Origin of the sequence: Pseudomonas helleri, assembly GCF_001043025.1 — a bacterium.
GTDB lineage: Bacteria > Pseudomonadota > Gammaproteobacteria > Pseudomonadales > Pseudomonadaceae > Aquipseudomonas > Aquipseudomonas helleri.
The window spans coordinates 131,545-146,714 of sequence record NZ_JYLD01000011.1; the positions used below are offsets into that span (position 1 = coordinate 131,545).

The 15,170-nt window shown below is 59.2% G+C and carries 17 protein-coding genes; 8 read left to right on the plus strand and 9 right to left on the minus strand.

Annotation, left to right across the window (positions count from 1 at the left end; genetic code table 11):
• Window positions 1–4: 4 nt before the first annotated feature.
• The 7 genes from TU84_RS18280 to TU84_RS18310 form a co-directional block, all read right to left on the minus strand.
• Complete coding sequence (locus TU84_RS18280) at window positions 5–1,423, minus strand: amino acid permease (RefSeq protein WP_048371468.1); 1,419 nt, start codon at window positions 1,421–1,423, stop codon at window positions 5–7.
• 656 nt (window positions 1,424–2,079) lie between these two features.
• Window positions 2,080–3,276, minus strand: a complete 1,197-nt coding sequence (rluB, locus tag TU84_RS18285; protein ID WP_048371470.1) for a 23S rRNA pseudouridine(2605) synthase RluB — start codon at window positions 3,274–3,276, stop codon at window positions 2,080–2,082.
• Window positions 3,277–3,420: 144 nt separating this feature from the next.
• Window positions 3,421–3,603 (minus strand): DUF1289 domain-containing protein, encoded by a 183-nt coding sequence (locus tag TU84_RS18290; protein WP_048371472.1) that lies wholly within the window; start codon window positions 3,601–3,603, stop codon window positions 3,421–3,423.
• A gap of 97 nt (window positions 3,604–3,700) precedes the next feature.
• Window positions 3,701–4,654: an SMC-Scp complex subunit ScpB gene (gene scpB / locus TU84_RS18295; protein ID WP_048371475.1), complete on the minus strand. Its 954-nt coding sequence runs from the start codon at window positions 4,652–4,654 to the stop codon at window positions 3,701–3,703.
• 12 nt (window positions 4,655–4,666) lie between these two features.
• On the minus strand, window positions 4,667–5,365 hold the full coding sequence (locus TU84_RS18300) for a segregation and condensation protein A (RefSeq protein ID WP_164488149.1): 699 nt from the start codon (window positions 5,363–5,365) through the stop codon (window positions 4,667–4,669).
• Window positions 5,366–5,493: 128 nt separating this feature from the next.
• Complete coding sequence (locus tag TU84_RS18305; protein ID WP_082148760.1) at window positions 5,494–6,123, minus strand: L-threonylcarbamoyladenylate synthase; 630 nt, start codon at window positions 6,121–6,123, stop codon at window positions 5,494–5,496.
• Window positions 6,124–6,136: 13 nt separating this feature from the next.
• Window positions 6,137–7,000 (minus strand): PHP domain-containing protein, encoded by an 864-nt coding sequence (locus TU84_RS18310; RefSeq protein ID WP_048371481.1) that lies wholly within the window; start codon window positions 6,998–7,000, stop codon window positions 6,137–6,139.
• An 84-nt stretch (window positions 7,001–7,084) separates the two neighbouring features.
• On the opposite strand from TU84_RS18310, the gene TU84_RS18315 reads away from it, so the two are divergent.
• The 5 genes from TU84_RS18315 (at window position 7,085) to TU84_RS18335 (ending at window position 10,835) form a co-directional block, all read left to right on the plus strand.
• The gene (locus TU84_RS18315; RefSeq protein WP_048371484.1) at window positions 7,085–7,687 is read left to right on the plus strand and encodes a septation protein A; all 603 of its coding nucleotides are present in this window, start codon (window positions 7,085–7,087) and stop codon (window positions 7,685–7,687) included.
• Between the two features lies 1 nt (window position 7,688).
• Complete coding sequence (locus TU84_RS18320) at window positions 7,689–7,988, plus strand: YciI family protein (protein WP_048371486.1); 300 nt, start codon at window positions 7,689–7,691, stop codon at window positions 7,986–7,988.
• Between the two features lie 63 nt (window positions 7,989–8,051).
• Window positions 8,052–8,729, plus strand: a complete 678-nt coding sequence (locus tag TU84_RS18325; protein WP_048371487.1) for a response regulator transcription factor — start codon at window positions 8,052–8,054, stop codon at window positions 8,727–8,729.
• A 265-nt stretch (window positions 8,730–8,994) separates the two neighbouring features.
• Window positions 8,995–9,423, plus strand: coding sequence for a Spy/CpxP family protein refolding chaperone (locus TU84_RS18330; protein ID WP_048371489.1), 429 nt, complete (start codon window positions 8,995–8,997; stop codon window positions 9,421–9,423).
• An 80-nt stretch (window positions 9,424–9,503) separates the two neighbouring features.
• Window positions 9,504–10,835: a sensor histidine kinase gene (locus tag TU84_RS18335; RefSeq protein WP_048371491.1), complete on the plus strand. Its 1,332-nt coding sequence runs from the start codon at window positions 9,504–9,506 to the stop codon at window positions 10,833–10,835.
• A gap of 155 nt (window positions 10,836–10,990) precedes the next feature.
• Here the strand turns inward: TU84_RS18335 and TU84_RS18340 are convergent, their stop codons facing one another.
• Window positions 10,991–11,551, minus strand: coding sequence for an NAD(P)H nitroreductase (locus tag TU84_RS18340; protein ID WP_048371492.1), 561 nt, complete (start codon window positions 11,549–11,551; stop codon window positions 10,991–10,993).
• Between the two features lie 118 nt (window positions 11,552–11,669).
• Here TU84_RS18340 and TU84_RS18345 point away from each other — a divergent pair, with 118 nt between their 5' ends.
• The 3 genes from TU84_RS18345 to TU84_RS18355 all read left to right on the plus strand — a co-directional run bounded on the left by TU84_RS18345 (window position 11,670) and on the right by TU84_RS18355 (window position 14,869).
• A complete protein-coding gene (locus TU84_RS18345) occupies window positions 11,670–13,124 on the plus strand; it encodes a TrkH family potassium uptake protein (RefSeq protein WP_048371495.1) in 1,455 nt (484 codons plus the stop codon).
• 18 nt (window positions 13,125–13,142) lie between these two features.
• Window positions 13,143–13,898, plus strand: a complete 756-nt coding sequence (locus TU84_RS18350) for a helix-turn-helix transcriptional regulator (RefSeq protein WP_048371497.1) — start codon at window positions 13,143–13,145, stop codon at window positions 13,896–13,898.
• 77 nt (window positions 13,899–13,975) lie between these two features.
• The gene (locus TU84_RS18355) at window positions 13,976–14,869 is read left to right on the plus strand and encodes a DMT family transporter (RefSeq protein ID WP_048371499.1); all 894 of its coding nucleotides are present in this window, start codon (window positions 13,976–13,978) and stop codon (window positions 14,867–14,869) included.
• Here the strand turns inward: TU84_RS18355 and TU84_RS18360 are convergent.
• Window positions 14,863–15,150, minus strand: a complete 288-nt coding sequence (locus TU84_RS18360) for an Rdx family protein (RefSeq protein WP_048371501.1) — start codon at window positions 15,148–15,150, stop codon at window positions 14,863–14,865. The genes TU84_RS18355 and TU84_RS18360 overlap by 7 nt on opposite strands.
• Window positions 15,151–15,170 lie beyond the last annotated feature (20 nt).

Sequence of the window (15,170 nt, forward strand, 5' to 3'; positions counted from 1 at the left end):
CAATTTACTTGGCCGGGCTGTAAACCTCGGTAGAGGCTTGTTCAACACGCTTGGGTTTCAACCAGTAGCAGAGCCCCATAAAGGCCACCCAAATCGGCATTGCGAACACCGAGATGCGAATGCCCGGGATCAACAGCATGATCACCAGAATGAACGCCACAAACGCCAGGCAGATGTAGTTGCCGTACGGGTACCACAGTGCCTTGAACAGCGGGGTTTGCGCGGTTTTGTTCATGTGCTGGCGGAATTTGAAGTGCGAGTAGCTGATCATCGCCCAGTTGATCACCAGCGTCGCAACCACCAGCGACATCAGCAGTTCCAGCGCGTCGTGCGGCATCCAGTAGTTGAGCAGTACCGCAATCACCGTCACTGCTGCCGAAGCCAGAATGGCATTGACCGGCACGCCACGCTTGTCGATCTTGGCCAGCGCTTTGGGCGCATCGCCCTGCTGCGCCATGCCCAGCAGCATACGGCTGTTGCAGTAGGTGCCGCTGTTGTACACCGACAACGCCGCGGTCAGTACCACGAAGTTGAGGATGTTCGCTGCGGTGTTGCTGCCCAGCATCGAGAACACTTGTACAAACGGGCTGCTGCTGTAGCTGTCGCCACCAGCGTTGAGGGTTTCAAGCAGCGAGTCCCACGGGGTCAGCGACAGCAGAACCACCAGTGCACCGATGTAGAAAATCAGGATGCGGTAGATCACCTGGTTGATCGCTTTAGGGATCACCGTGCGCGGTTTGTCGGCTTCTGCGGCGGTGAAACCGAGCATTTCCAGACCACCGAACGAGAACATGATGAAGGCCATGGCCATCAGCAAACCGGTCACGCCGTGCGGGAAGAAACCACCATGCGACCACAGGTTGCTGACGGAAGCTTGTGGGCCGCCGCTACCACTGGTGAGCAAGTAACTGCCCAGGGCGATCATGCCGATAATGGCCACGACCTTGATGATCGCGAACCAGAACTCGGCCTCACCAAACACTTTGACGTTGGTCAGGTTGATCACGTTGATCAGCACGAAGAAGGCTGCCGCAGAGGCCCAGGTCGGGATCTCGGGCCACCAGTAGTGCACGTATTTACCGACCGCTGTCAGCTCCGACATGCCCACCAGGATGTACAGCACCCAGCAGTTCCAGCCCGACAGGAAGCCGGCAAAGCCGCCCCAGTATTTATGCGCAAAGTGGCTGAAGGAGCCGGCAACGGGCTCTTCGACGATCATTTCGCCGAGCTGGCGCATGATCATGAAGGCAATGAAGCCGCAGATGGCATAGCCCAGAATCATTGATGGACCGGCCGATTTGAGTACCCCGGCCGAGCCGAGGAACAGGCCAGTACCAATCGCGCCGCCGAGGGCAATCAACTGGATATGACGATTTTTCAGGCCGCGTTTAAGCTCACCTGATTGCGAGGTTTTTCCACTCATTGAAAGCGTTCCACACAAGGTTTGATGTGATTCAGTGCGATGTAGCTTGAGCACCAGAGGCAGTGATCGAAGGGTCTACAACACACATCAAACCCCAGCGCAGACGCCAGGAATCCAAAGTTGTTTCACGAGTCATGCGTCACCTGTTTGTTTTTATCTGTGACGGAATCGAACCCGCAACGCTTGTGGCGATGCGGAGTTAACAAGGCGGGTTAGCCTCGAGGTTTTGGCCACTCATCACGGGGTTGAGCAGCGCAAAAAGCGCGGGTACGCAATTGGGTCACAGTTAAAACGCGGCGCATTGTACACCCGCTCGTAGGCAAGATCCCATCACACCGCCGTTTGCAAGACGAAACAAGCCAATAAACGGTCAGAAATAGTACCGGCAGCCCTTTTTCCGGAAAGTATTCTTTACAGAAGGGGTGAAACGGGCTGCTGCGCCGGATAACCTGTTGATTTTGTAGAGATAGCTTTACGGAGCGTAAAGAAATATTTCCACGTGGAAACCTGATTTTGTAGGAGCGAGCTTGCCTCGCGATCTTTTAGAAGATCAAAAGATCGCGAGGCAAGCTCGCTCCTACAGGGCCAGGTGATTTGCAGGCATAAAAAAACGCCAACCCTTTGGGGGTTGGCGTTTTTTTTACAGCGCCGCAGGTTTACTCAGGCTTGCGACGACCAAAGCCTGGACGCTGACCGGAACCGGACGGCGCGCCACGACGCTTGCCGGACGGCGCATCATCAACCAGCTTTGGACCCGAGCGCGTCGGCTTGGCCGGGCGCTTGCTGATTTCGCTCGGACGCTCGGCGATCGGTGCACCGCGACCTGCCGGTACACGGTCAGTGCGGCCGGACGGCTTGCGGGCCGGACGGGCAGACTCATCACGGGCCGGACGACCTGGACGCTCACCTTCGATGTGCGGTTGACGCGCTGGACGCGGCGCAGCCGGTTCACCATTGGCCGGGCGCAAGGTACGTGCAACACGGTCAGCACGCGGTACTGGGCGCGATGACTTGCGCTGCATGCGCTCAAGCTTGTCTTTGCTCTTGGCGTTCATTTCAGGCAGGGCAACCGGCGTGAGGCCGACTTCAGCACTGAGAATGTCGATTTCGTACTGGCTCATTTCGCGCCAGCGACCCATCGGCAGGTCAGAGTTGAGGAACACCGGACCGAAACGCACGCGCTTCAGACGGCTGACCACCAAGCCCTGAGATTCCCACAAACGACGTACTTCACGGTTACGGCCTTCCATCACCACGCAGTGGTACCAATGGTTGAAGCCTTCACCGCCTGGCGCTTGCTTGATGTCGGTGAAACGCGCAGGGCCGTCTTCCAGCACGACGCCCGCCTTGAGGCGTTCGATCATTTCGTCATCGACTTCGCCACGCACACGTACCGCGTATTCACGGTCCATTTCGTAGGAAGGGTGCATCAGGCGGTTAGCCAGCTCACCGTCGGTGGTGAACATCAGCAAGCCGGTGGTGTTGATGTCGAGACGACCGATGTTGATCCAGCGGCCTTCTTTTGGGCGCGGCAGCTTGTCAAACACGGTCGGACGGCCTTCCGGGTCGTCACGGGTGCAGATTTCGCCGTCGGGTTTGTTGTACATGATCACGCGGCGCACCGATTCGGCGGCCTCTTCACGCTTGATCACCTTGCCATCGATGGAGATGGCGTCATGCAGATCTACGCGCAACCCAAGGGTTGCATCCTTGCCATTGACCTTGATGCGGCCTTGGCTGATCCAGCTTTCTACGTCGCGGCGCGAGCCGACGCCGATACGGGCGAGTACTTTTTGCAGTTTTTCGCCTGCCGGGCCAATTTCCTGGCTGTCTTTAGGGTCTAGATCACTCATCTGGGCACCTCCCGGTGTGTCAACTCAGGCGTGGCCTGAGGTGTTAAAAATTAAGCCCTGCTGCTCGAACGAGCGCGTGGGGGTCGCGAATCATACGCGGATGTTGGCCATTGCGCATCAATGTCGGGTGATGAAGGCGCCGACTTACTTCTTTTTCCGCCGGCCGGTGGCCTTCAGAGTCTTCAAACGCAGGGCGGCTTCGGCCAGCACGGCACGTTTTTCATCCTTGTCGAGTTTCTTCCAGCTTTTGATTTCACGCTTGCTGCGCCCGCAGCCGATGCAGATGTCATCGGTGAATTTGCAGAGGCTGATGCAGGGGTCTTTCATGATGGAATCTCTCAAAATCCCTGTAGGAGCGAGCTTGTCTCGCGATTTTTAAAAGATCAAAAGATCGCGAGGCAAGCTCGCTCCTACAAGGGGTGTGTCAGTCTTCGAGATCGCGGCGTTCCTGTTCGATGGCGTCGGCCAGGGCTCGGGCTTCGAGTTCTTCTTCACTCAGGGCGGCCCGCGCTTCCAGGGCTGCTACGGCAGCACGCAAGCGATCACGCGCCAGCTCCGCCGCGCTGAGCCGTGGCTCGACCTCAGGTTGCGGTTCTGGCTCAGGTTCAGGTGTTGGCTCTGGCTCTTCACTTGCCGGTTGCGGCTCATCGCTGACTGCTGCTTCTTCCCTCAACAAGTCATCAAAGTCAGTTTTAAGACCTTCTTCCATCGAGTCCAGTTCCACCAGCAGGGTGCGGAAGCTGGTCTCGTCCTTGGGCTCTTCAGGCTCCAGGCTTTCGTCTGCCAGGGCTTGCAAGTGTTCAGGCACAGGGGCGTCGTCGAAGTCGAGGATCGGGTCTGGCTCCAGCTCGCGCAGTTCGGCCAACGGCGGTAAATCGTCGAGGTTTTGCAGATTGAAGTGGTCCAGAAACGCCTTGGTGGTCGCAAACATCGCCGGTTTGCCCGGCACGTCGCGGTAGCCCACCACGCGGATCCATTCGCGCTCCAGCAGGGTTTTGACGATGTGGCTGTTGACCGCTACGCCGCGCACGTCTTCGATCTCGCCACGGGTGATGGGCTGGCGATAGGCAATCAGCGCCATGGTTTCGAGCATCGCCCGTGAATAACGTTGCGGGCGTTCTTCCCACAGCCGCCCGACCCACGGCGAAAACTTCTCGCGAATTTGCAGGCGATAGCCCGAGGCGACTTCCTTGAGTTCAAAGGCGCGGCCATCGCACGATTTGCGCAGCACATCGAGGGCCTTTTTGAAAACGGGCGGCTCAGGCCGTTCGCTCTCATCAAACAGCTCAAACAGTCGCTCCAGGCTTTGCGGCTTTCCGGAGGCCAACAAAAAGGCCTCCAGCAGCGGTGCCAGTTCGCGGGGTTCAGTCAAATTCATGGTTTCAGCTCTTTATTCGGCTCGCGCCCGCACGTGGATTGCCGTGAAGGGCTCATTTTGCACCAACTCGACCAGCGACTCTTTGACCAGCTCAAGAATGGCCATAAAGGTCACGACCACGCCCAAACGCCCTTCTTCTACGGTGAACAGCTCAACAAACGGCACAAAACCGCCGCCTTTGAGACGTTCCAGCACTTCGCTCATGCGCTCTCGCGTGGACAGGGCTTCACGGCTGACCTGATGGCTTTCAAACATGTCGGTACGGCGCAGCACTTCGGCCATGGACATTAGCAGCTCTTCGAGCGCGACGTCCGGCACCAGCTTGCGCGCCCGTGCCTCGGGGGCATCGAGTTTGGGCACGATGATGTCGCGCCCTACCCGGCTCAAGCCATCAATGCCTTCCGCTGCCGCCTTGAATCGCTCGTATTGTTGCAAGCGGCGGATCAGTTCGGCACGCGGGTCGCCTTCTTCCTCTTCGACCTCGGCCGAGCGCGGCAGGAGCATGCGTGACTTGATTTCGGCCAGCATCGCGGCCATCACCAAATACTCGGCGGCCAGCTCCAGACGCACGGTTTTCATCAGTTCGACATAGCCCATGTACTGGCGGGTAATTTCCGCCACGGGAATGTCCAGAATGTCGATGTTCTGTTTGCGGATCAGGTACAGCAGCAAGTCGAGCGGGCCTTCAAAGGCGTCAAGAAACACCTCCAGCGCATCCGGGGGGATGTACAGGTCCATCGGCATTTCAATAACGGCCTGGCCATAGACCATGGCAAACGGCAGTTCTTGCTGGGCACCGGCTTGCTCATCAACCGTTTCTACTACGTCCAGGTCTGACATCAGGCCTCGACCATAAACGGCGTCGGGTCACCACAACCTACCCGTACGATTTCGGGTTCGTCATTAATCAGATTAATCACGGTCGAAGCCTTATTGCCGCCAAAACCGCCATCAATAATCAGATCGACGTGCTTTTCCAGCTCCTGGCGAATCTCGTAAGGGTCTTCCATCGGCTCGGTTTCACCCGGCAGGATCAGCGTGACGCTCATCAGCGGCTCGTTCAGTTCCTGGAGCAGTGCCAGGGCAATCGGATGCTGCGGAACGCGCATACCGATGGTGCGCCGCTTGGGGTGCAGCAGCAGGCGCGGCACTTCACGGGTAGCGTTGAGGATAAAGGTGTACGGCCCCGGCGTGTGAGCTTTGAGCAAACGGAACACGCCAGTACCAACCCTGGCAAACATACCCAATTGCGACAGGTCGCTGCACATTAAAGTGAAGTTGTGTTTATCGTCCAGGTTACGCAGGCGCTTGATTCGCTCGATCGCGGTTTTGTCGCCTATCTGACAACCCACGGCATAGGACGAATCGGTGGGATAGATCACCACGCCACCCTCGCGGATGATCTCGACTGCCTGTTTGATCAGGCGCGGCTGCGGGTTTTCCGGATGGATCTGGAAAAATTGACTCACGTTATGTTCCTGTTCAGTCGGTGGCAGCAGGCTGGTCATATTTGAATCGACACCACAATGGCGGCAGATCTTCCGGGACGGGGCGATATTCGCCGATCTCGGACCAACCTCCAGGGCCATGAAAATCACTGCCGGCACTGACCAGCAGACCAAATTCACGCGCCAGAATCGCCAGGCTGCCCACCTGATCAGCAGGTTGGTAGCCATTGACGACCTCAATCGCGTGACCTCCCGCTTGAATATAGTCGCCAATCAGCCGACGTCGCTTGCTGCGCGTGAAATCGTAGTGCGACGGGTGCGCCAGGCTCACCCAGGCACCGGCTGCACGCAAAGTGCCGACGGTCTCGTCAAGGGTCGGCCAATGCTGTTTGACGTCGCCCAGCTTGCCAGCGCCCAGCCATTTGCGGAACGCTTCGGCGCGATCTTTGACGTACCCGGCCTCAACCAGGTAGTCGGCAAAGTGCGGACGGGCCGGGGCATTGCCGCTGTCGCCCAGGCCCTGTTGAATGGCCCGCGCGCCTTCCAGTGCGCCGGGCATGCCTTTGAGGGCGAGCTTGCGGCTGATTTCTTCTGCGCGCAGCCAACGGCCTTCGTGCAGTTTGGCGATGGCCTCAAGCAAGGCCGGGGCCTGGGTATCAAACCCGTAGCCCAGTACATGAATAGTCGCGCCACCCCAGGTACACGACAATTCAATGCCGTTTATCAGCGTCATGTTCAAGGCCAGCGCCGCCGCGCGGGCCTCTTCGAGGCCTTCAAGTGTATCGTGATCGGTCAGGGCCAGGACTCGCACACCTTTCTCGAACGCACGCGCAACCAGTGCCGCCGGCGCCAAAGCGCCATCAGATGCCGTGCTATGGCAATGCAAGTCTATTTCCACGGGGATTTAATAACCTCTAGCTGACGCTTTCGCTGTCATTGATGTTTGTTATTATGCCGCCACATCCTGCTTCTGGCTGCCACTGTGAAACAATTCATCGACTTCATCCCGCTGTTACTGTTTTTCGTTGTCTACAAAATCGAACCACGCGTCGTTGATTTCGCCGGGCATAGCCTGACGGTCGGGGGCATCTTCAGCGCGACAGCGATGTTGATCCTCAGCTCGGTGGTGGTTTACGGCATTCTGTTTATCAAGCAGCGCAAGCTCGAAAAGAGCCAGTGGCTGACCCTGATCGCCTGCCTGGTATTTGGCAGCCTGACCTTGGCCTTCCACAGCGAAACCTTCCTTAAATGGAAGGCGCCGGTGGTGAACTGGCTGTTTGCCGTGGCGTTTGCCGGTAGCCATTTCATTGGCGACAAGCCGCTGATCAAACGCATCATGGGCCACGCGCTGACCCTGCCGGATGCCGTCTGGACGCGCCTGAACCTGGCCTGGATCGGCTTCTTCCTGTTCTGCGGTGCGGCCAACCTGTTTGTGGCCTTCACTTATCAGAGCATCTGGGTCGACTTCAAAGTCTTCGGCAGCCTGGGCATGACCGTGCTGTTCCTGGTTGCTCAGGGTATTTATCTGTCGCGCCACCTGCATGACACCGATTCTGCACCGACCAACACCAAATCCGAGGACTGACATGCTCTACGCAATCATTTCCACCGACGTTGCCGACTCCCTTGAAAAACGCCTGGCCGCACGCCCGGCGCACCTTGAGCGCCTGCAAGCACTGCAAAAAGAAGGCCGTGTCGTTCTGGCTGGCCCGCACCCGGCCATCGACAGTAATGACCCAGGCCCGGCCGGTTTCACTGGCAGCCTGGTGGTCGCCGAGTTCGACTCACTGGTAGCTGCCCAGGCCTGGGCTGACGCGGACCCTTACGTGGCTGCTGGCGTGTACGCCAATGTAATCGTCAAGCCGTTCAAGAAAGTCCTGCCCTAATCGCGGTATTTTTTGCCGGTCGCCGACGCGCAAAGCGTCGGCACTGGCTAAATCGAGTAAGACATGAGCGACCTGTTACTGATAGATGATGACCAGGAGCTGTGTGAGCTTCTGAGCAGTTGGTTAAGCCAGGAAGGCTTCCAGGTACGCGCTTGCCACGACGGCCTGAGCGCCCGCAAGGCGTTGCTCGAGGCCAGCCCCGATGCAGTGGTGCTGGACGTGATGCTGCCCGACGGCAGTGGTCTGGAGCTCCTCAAGCAACTGCGCAACGACCACCCTGACCTGCCCGTGCTGATGCTGTCGGCCCGTGGCGAACCGCTGGACCGTATTCTCGGCCTCGAACTGGGAGCCGATGATTACCTGGCCAAACCCTGTGACCCTCGCGAACTGACCGCCCGCTTGCGCGCTGTCTTGCGCCGCAGCCACCCGGCCGCCGTGTCCACCCAACTGGAGCTGGGCGATTTGTGTTTCAGCCCGGCGCGGGGCGTGGTCACCATCGACGAACATGACATTCCCCTGACCGTATCTGAAAGCCGCCTGCTTGAGGCGTTACTGCGCCAGCCCGGCGAGCCACTGGACAAACAGGAGCTGGCGCAAATTGCCTTGGGCCGCAAGCTGACCTTGTACGACCGCAGCCTCGACATGCACGTGAGCAACCTGCGCAAAAAGATCGGCCCCCACCCCGATGGCCGCCCACGCATCATGGCCCTGCGCAGCCGCGGCTATTTTTACAGCGCATAAGAACCTGTAGTCGCTGCCGAGGCACGAGGCTGCGATGGGGTGCGAAGCGGCCCTTGGCGATGGTCTTGCGACCCACATCGCAGCCTCGTGCCTCGGCAGCGACTACGGGGTTTGAGCAAGGCTGAGTGTTGTGTTGATGACACTATGTAAACCTCACCCCAAAACGTCTTTACCTAAGCTTTACGCTCGACTGACAGCCATTGACCTTGATCTCCCTAAACTGGGCGCATCCGGATTCACCGGAACCGTACTAAGGAGACACACCATGCGTAAGACTCTAATTGCTCTGATGTTTGCTGCAGCCCTGCCAACCGTCGCAATGGCCATGCCTGGTGGTGACGGCCCAATGGGTCCACGTCACGGCGGTGAGCACGGTCGCGGCGATGCCCCTTACAGCCAACTGGACCTGAGCCGCGAACAGCGCCAGCAGATCGGCAAGTTGATGGGCGAGCAAATGCACGAACGTAAACAACTGGTTGAGAAGTACCTGGAAAAACTCCCGGCTGCTGATCAAAAGGCACTGAAAGACGAAATCGCTGCCAAGCATCAGAAAACCCAGAGCGATATTCGTGCGCTGCTCAAGCCTGATCAGCAAAAAACGTTCGATGAGATGCAAAAAAAACGCGCTGAACGCCAAGCAGAATGGAAACAGTTCAAGGAGTGGAAAGCTCAACAGGCTCCAAAAGCGCAATAATCTAGTCTGTTACCAAGCCCAACGCCCCCCCCGGTCGTTGGGCTTTGGTCGTTTCAATCATTTACCTGTGAGGAATTACTGTGCGTTCACTGTTTTGGCGGATTCTGGCCAGTTTTTGGCTGGCGATAGCCTTGGTCGCAGGGCTCTCGATTCTGTTGGGGCATATGCTCAATCAGGACGCCTGGATCCTCAGTCGCCACCCCGGCCTGCATAATCTGGCGCAACAGTGGACCGAACGTTTTGAAACCCAAGGCCCGGACGCCGCGCAGGATTTCCTCGAACGGCGCAAGCGTCGTTATCACATTGACGTCCAGGTGCTTAACGAAAGTGGCGATCCGGTGGTGGAAGGTACCTTTCCACGCCGCGCTGCGGTTTGGGAAGCCCGACAGGGGCGCGGCAAGGAGCAACTGCCATGGCGCCGCCTGACCGTCGAGTACACCAGCCCCAAGACCGCCGAAACCTACTTGCTGATTTACCGCATTCCGCACCCGGAACTGGACGCCTGGCATCGCCAAAGCCTGATCTGGCCGCTGAGCGCGCTGGGGATTGCGCTGGTGGTGCTGACCTTGTTCAGTTTGCTGGTCACGCTGTCGATCACCCGCCCGTTGAGCCGCTTGCGCGGGGCCGTGCACGATCTGGGGCAAACCACCTATCAGCAAAACAGCCTGGCGCAACTCGCATCACGGCGTGATGAGTTTGGCGTGCTGGCAACCGACTTCAACCGCATGGGCGCCCGCCTGCAAAGCTTGATCGGCAGCCAGCGCCAACTGCTGCGCGATGTGTCCCATGAACTGCGCTCACCGCTGGCACGTTTGCGCATCGCATTGGCGTTGGCCGAACGGGCCGGGCCAGAAGAACGCGAAAAGCTCTGGCCACGCCTGACCCGCGAGTGCGACCGCCTGGAATCATTGATCAGCGAAATTCTCGCGCTGGCCAGGGTTGATGCCGATCAGGCGAGCGCCGAGCCCATTGAGCTGAACCCCTTGCTCGCCACGGTCCAGAAAGACGCCTCACTGGCCGCCCCCGAACAACGAGTGCAGCTCAATGCCGAGCCTGACCTGAGCATCAGCGGTTGGCCGACCATGATCGAACGCGCCGTGGATAACCTGCTGCGCAACGCTCAGCGCTTCAACCCGCCAGAACAACCGATTGAATTGACCGCACAACGCTCGGGCGACCACATCGCCATCAGCGTGCGCGATCACGGCCCGGGGGTGGCTAAAGAGTATTTGGCGCATCTGGGCGAGCCGTTCTTCCGGGCACCGGGCCAAGCGGCGGCAGGCCATGGGCTGGGCCTGGCGATTGCCCGCCGTGCGGCAGAACGCCATGGCGGCAGGTTGCTGCTGGACAATCACCCGCAGGGCGGGTTTGTTGCCACGCTGGAGTTGCCGTTGGAGCCTAATGCCACTTAGCGAGCTTGATTCGCGATCGCTTAAAGATCAAAAAAGCCCCTCACCCTAGCCCTCTCCCGCAGGAGAGGGAACCGATTGGGGGATGCTGAAGATACTAGGTAGCCTGTTTGCTGGGCGACAGCGCGGCATCGAAGACGGGGCGGTATCGTAAACGCTTAGGCTGACCAGGCTTTGACGAATTCGGCACTGTTCACTTTTGGCGCATCACGCAGGTCGTTCTGCGGGGTACCCAGATACAGGAACGCAACCACTTCTTCGCCGTCTTCCAGCCCCAGGCCCTTGGCCACGTGTGCGTTGTAGGACAGCTCGCCAGTACGCCACACCGCGCCAATGCCTTGGGCAAACGCGGCCAGTTCAATGGCGTGGGCAGCGCAACCGGCGGTAATCAACTGCTCGGACTTCGGCACTTTGAAGTGCTCCTGCAAACGTGCCACGACCACCACCACCAACGGCGCCCGCAATGGCATGGCCCGCGCCTTGTCCAGTGCCGCCTGGGTCACTTCGCCGCCCTGCCCTTGCACCGCTTGGGCCAGGATTTCACCCAGTTGATTGCGCGCTTCACCTTCAACCGTCAAAAAACGGTAAGGCCGCAGTTGGCCGTGATCCGGAGCGCGCAAGGCGGCCGCGAACAAGACTTCACGTTGCTCGGCCGTCGGCGCAGGGTCCAGCAAGCGCGGGGCAGATACACGGTTAAGCAAAGCGTCGAGAGCCTCCATTGGCCACCTCCTGAAGAAAATGTGCGGCTATTCTAACGGTATCCATCGAAAGTCTGGCGGTTTACATCGCTCAGACCACAGGTAGAATGGCGCCCCCCTTCAATCCCGAGCTGATTTCATGGCACTGCCGACTTTACGCATTATCGGTTTTGTAATCGGCATCTTCCTGATTACGCTCGCGGTCAGCATGTCTGTGCCGATGCTGACGCTGGTCATTTTTGACCGCATGAGTGATCTGCCGTCCTTTCTGTGGGCCAGCCTGATCACCTTCGTCGCCGGTCTGGCACTGGTGCTGCCCGGCCGCCCGGAGCAGGTGCACCTGCGCCCGCGGGACATGTACCTGCTCACGGTCTCGAGTTGGCTGGTGGTGTGCATTTTTGCTGCGCTGCCGTTTTTGCTGACGCAGCACATCAGTTACACCGACTCATTTTTCGAAAGCATGTCCGGGATTACCGCCACCGGCTCCACGGTGCTGAGCGGGCTGGACACCATGACGCCGGGTATTTTGATGTGGCGCTCGATGCTGCACTGGCTCGGCGGCATCGGCTTTATCGGGATGGCGGTGGCCATTCTGCCGTTGCTGCGCATCGGTGGTATGCGCCTGTTCCAGACCGAATCGTCTGACCGCTCAGAAAAAGTCATGCCGCGTTCGCACATGGTGGCGCGCCTTATTGTGGCGACTTATGTGGGCATCACCATTCTCGGTAGCCTGGCGTTCTGGTGGGCGGGCATGAGTGTGTTCGACGCGATCAACCACGCCATGTCGGCAATTTCCACTGGCGGGTTTTCAACCTCGGACCAGTCTCTGGCCAAGTGGACGCAACCGGCGGTGCACTGGGTGGCCATTGTGGTGATGATTCTCGGCAGCCTGCCTTTTACCTTGTATGTGGCGACATTGCGCGGCCATCGTCGGGCATTATTCAAGGATCAACAGGTTCAAGGGTTGCTCGGGCTGCTGGTGGTGACCTGGTTCGTCATGGGCACCTGGATGTGGTGGACCACCGACATGTCATGGTGGGACGCCTTTCGTCATGTGGCGCTAAACGTTACGTCGGTGGTGACCACCACCGGCTTTGCCCTGGGCGACTACAGCTTGTGGGGCAACTTCTCGCTGATGCTGTTTTTCTACCTGGGTTTTATCGGGGGTTGCTCGGGCTCGACGGCGGGCGGAATCAAGATTTTCCGCTTTCAGGTTGCCTATATTCTGCTCAAGGCCAACCTTAACCAGCTGATTCACCCCCGTGCGGTGATCAAGCAAAAGTACAACGGGCACCGCCTCGACGAAGAAATCGTGCGCTCGATTTTGACCTTTTCGTTCTTCTTCGCCACCACCATCTGCGTCATTGCGTTGGCGTTGTCGATGCTTGGCCTGGACTGGATGACCGCCCTCACCGGCGCCGCCAGTACGGTGTCTGGCGTGGGGCCGGGGCTGGGTGAAATCATCGGCCCGTCGGGCAATTTCTCCAGCTTGCCGGATGCCGCCAAATGGATTCTGTCGTTTGGCATGTTGCTTGGGCGTCTGGAGATCATTACCGTGTTTGTATTGTGTGTTCCGGCATTCTGGCGGCATTGATTCAATCAGAGGTTCAGCATGGGCCAAATCCTGTCACTGCGTCATTACCGCCAGGACGTAATCGCGCACAGCCATGAGCATGCGCAGCTGGTGATCAGCTTGTCCGGCCTGCTCGACTTTGAAGTCGACGGCCGGGCCAGCCTGTTGCGCCAGCAGCACCTGATGGTGATCCCGGCCGGCGCCCATCATATTTGCGGCAGCGAACAAGGCAGCCAGTGCCTGGTGCTCGATGTACCGGGCCAGGACTGGCTCGGCGAGTCGCTGGGCAGTCATGCCGACGCCAGCCGACGCTTGCTCGACAACGCCGGGCACTTGAGCCTCGACGCCAATCAACACCAACTGGTGAGCTGGCTGGCCGCCAGCCCGGTGAACGACCCCTTGATCGCCCGGCAAGGCGCAATTTTGCTGCTGGCGAGCCTGAACAACGCTGTCGAACCGGTAACTGCAAACCGTCTGCCTTTCGCCGCACTGGATGCCTACATTGAGCAAAACCTCTCTTACCCGCTTCAGGTCATGGATCTGGCGCGAGTCGCAGGTTTGTCCTGCGCGCGTTTGCACAGCCGCTTCGTCAGTGAATGCGGGGTTACGCCCATGGACTACATTCGCCAGCACCGCCTGAACACGGCATTGCAGCTTTTGCGCCACAGCGCCCTGCCCATGGGCGAAGTGGCCAGCCGGGTTGGCTACGCCTCGCAAAGTGCCTTCAGCGCGGCCATGCTGCGGGAATTTGGCGCGTCACCTTCGAGGCTGCGCCGCGAGTCTGGCGACAACTGACGCGAGTCTGGCGACAGACACCGCTCAAGCCCACAGCCTAGACTGCCTGCCTTGCCTGTATCGACTTAAGGACTGCAATGACTCCGCGTACCGCCTTGGGCGCCCTGCATATTGGCGCACTGATGTTCGGCCTGACCGGCGTGTTCGGCAAACTCGCCGTCGCGTCAGCTTCCATTATTGTGTTTGGCCGGGCCGGTTTCGCGGTGCTGGCCCTGGCCTTCTTTGCTGCGCTGGCCAAAAGTACCCGCTGGAAAAAACTGGCACTGCGCGACGCGCGCAACCTGCTGATCAGCGGCCTGCTGCTGGCCGGGCATTGGGTGAGTTTTTTTGTTTCGGTCAAAATTGCCGGGGTGGCAATTGCGACCCTCGGATTTGCCAGCTTCCCGGCATTTACCGTGATCCTCGAAGGGCTGATTTTCCGCGAGCGCATCCGCCTCAATGAAGTGATTCTGGTGTTGCTGGTCAGTATCGGCCTGATTCTGGTGACCCCCAGCTTCGATCTGGCCAGCCAGGCCACCGAAGGGTTGATCTGGGCCATTGCCTCGGGCCTGCTGTTTTCGCTGCTGTCACTGAATAACCGGGCCAACAGTGGGCGCGTACCCGCAGTGCAGGCAGCCATGTGGCAAAACGCGGTGGTCGCCTTGTGCCTGCTGCCTTTTGCGGCACCGGGTCTGAGCGAAGTCCGGCCGCTGGACTGGCTGTGGATCGCCTTGCTCGGGGTGTTCTGCACAGGCGTGGCCCACAGCCTGTTTGTCGCCAGCCTGGCAGTAATCAAAGCGCGCACGGCGGCCGTGGTCTTTGCCCTGGAGCCGGTGTACGGCATCACTCTGGCGTGGCTGATATTCCACGAAACCCCGACGCTGCGCATGCTGGTTGGCGGGGTGTTGATCATCGTCGCGATTGTGGTGTCGAGCCGCCTCAGCAGCGGCCCGACGCCGAAACAGGCCGTGCTCGATTCAGCCGCTCACTGAACCCGGTCGTTGTGCCCCAAATCACGCTGCGGGTCGATCTGATCGCGGACCCGCTGCTTGAGCACCTTGGCTTCGGGGAAGCCGCCGTCGGCCTTGCGCTCCCAGATCTGCACGCCGTCACAGGTAATGCGGAACACACCACCGGTACCCGGTTCCAGCGCCACTTGGCGCAAATCGTCAGCAAACGTACTGAGCAGCTCTTGCGCCAACCAGGCCGCCCGGAGCAACCACTGACATTGCGTGCAATAAGTGATGACAATTTGCGGCTTGCTGGCGGTCATGTTTCTAAAACTCCTGAGGT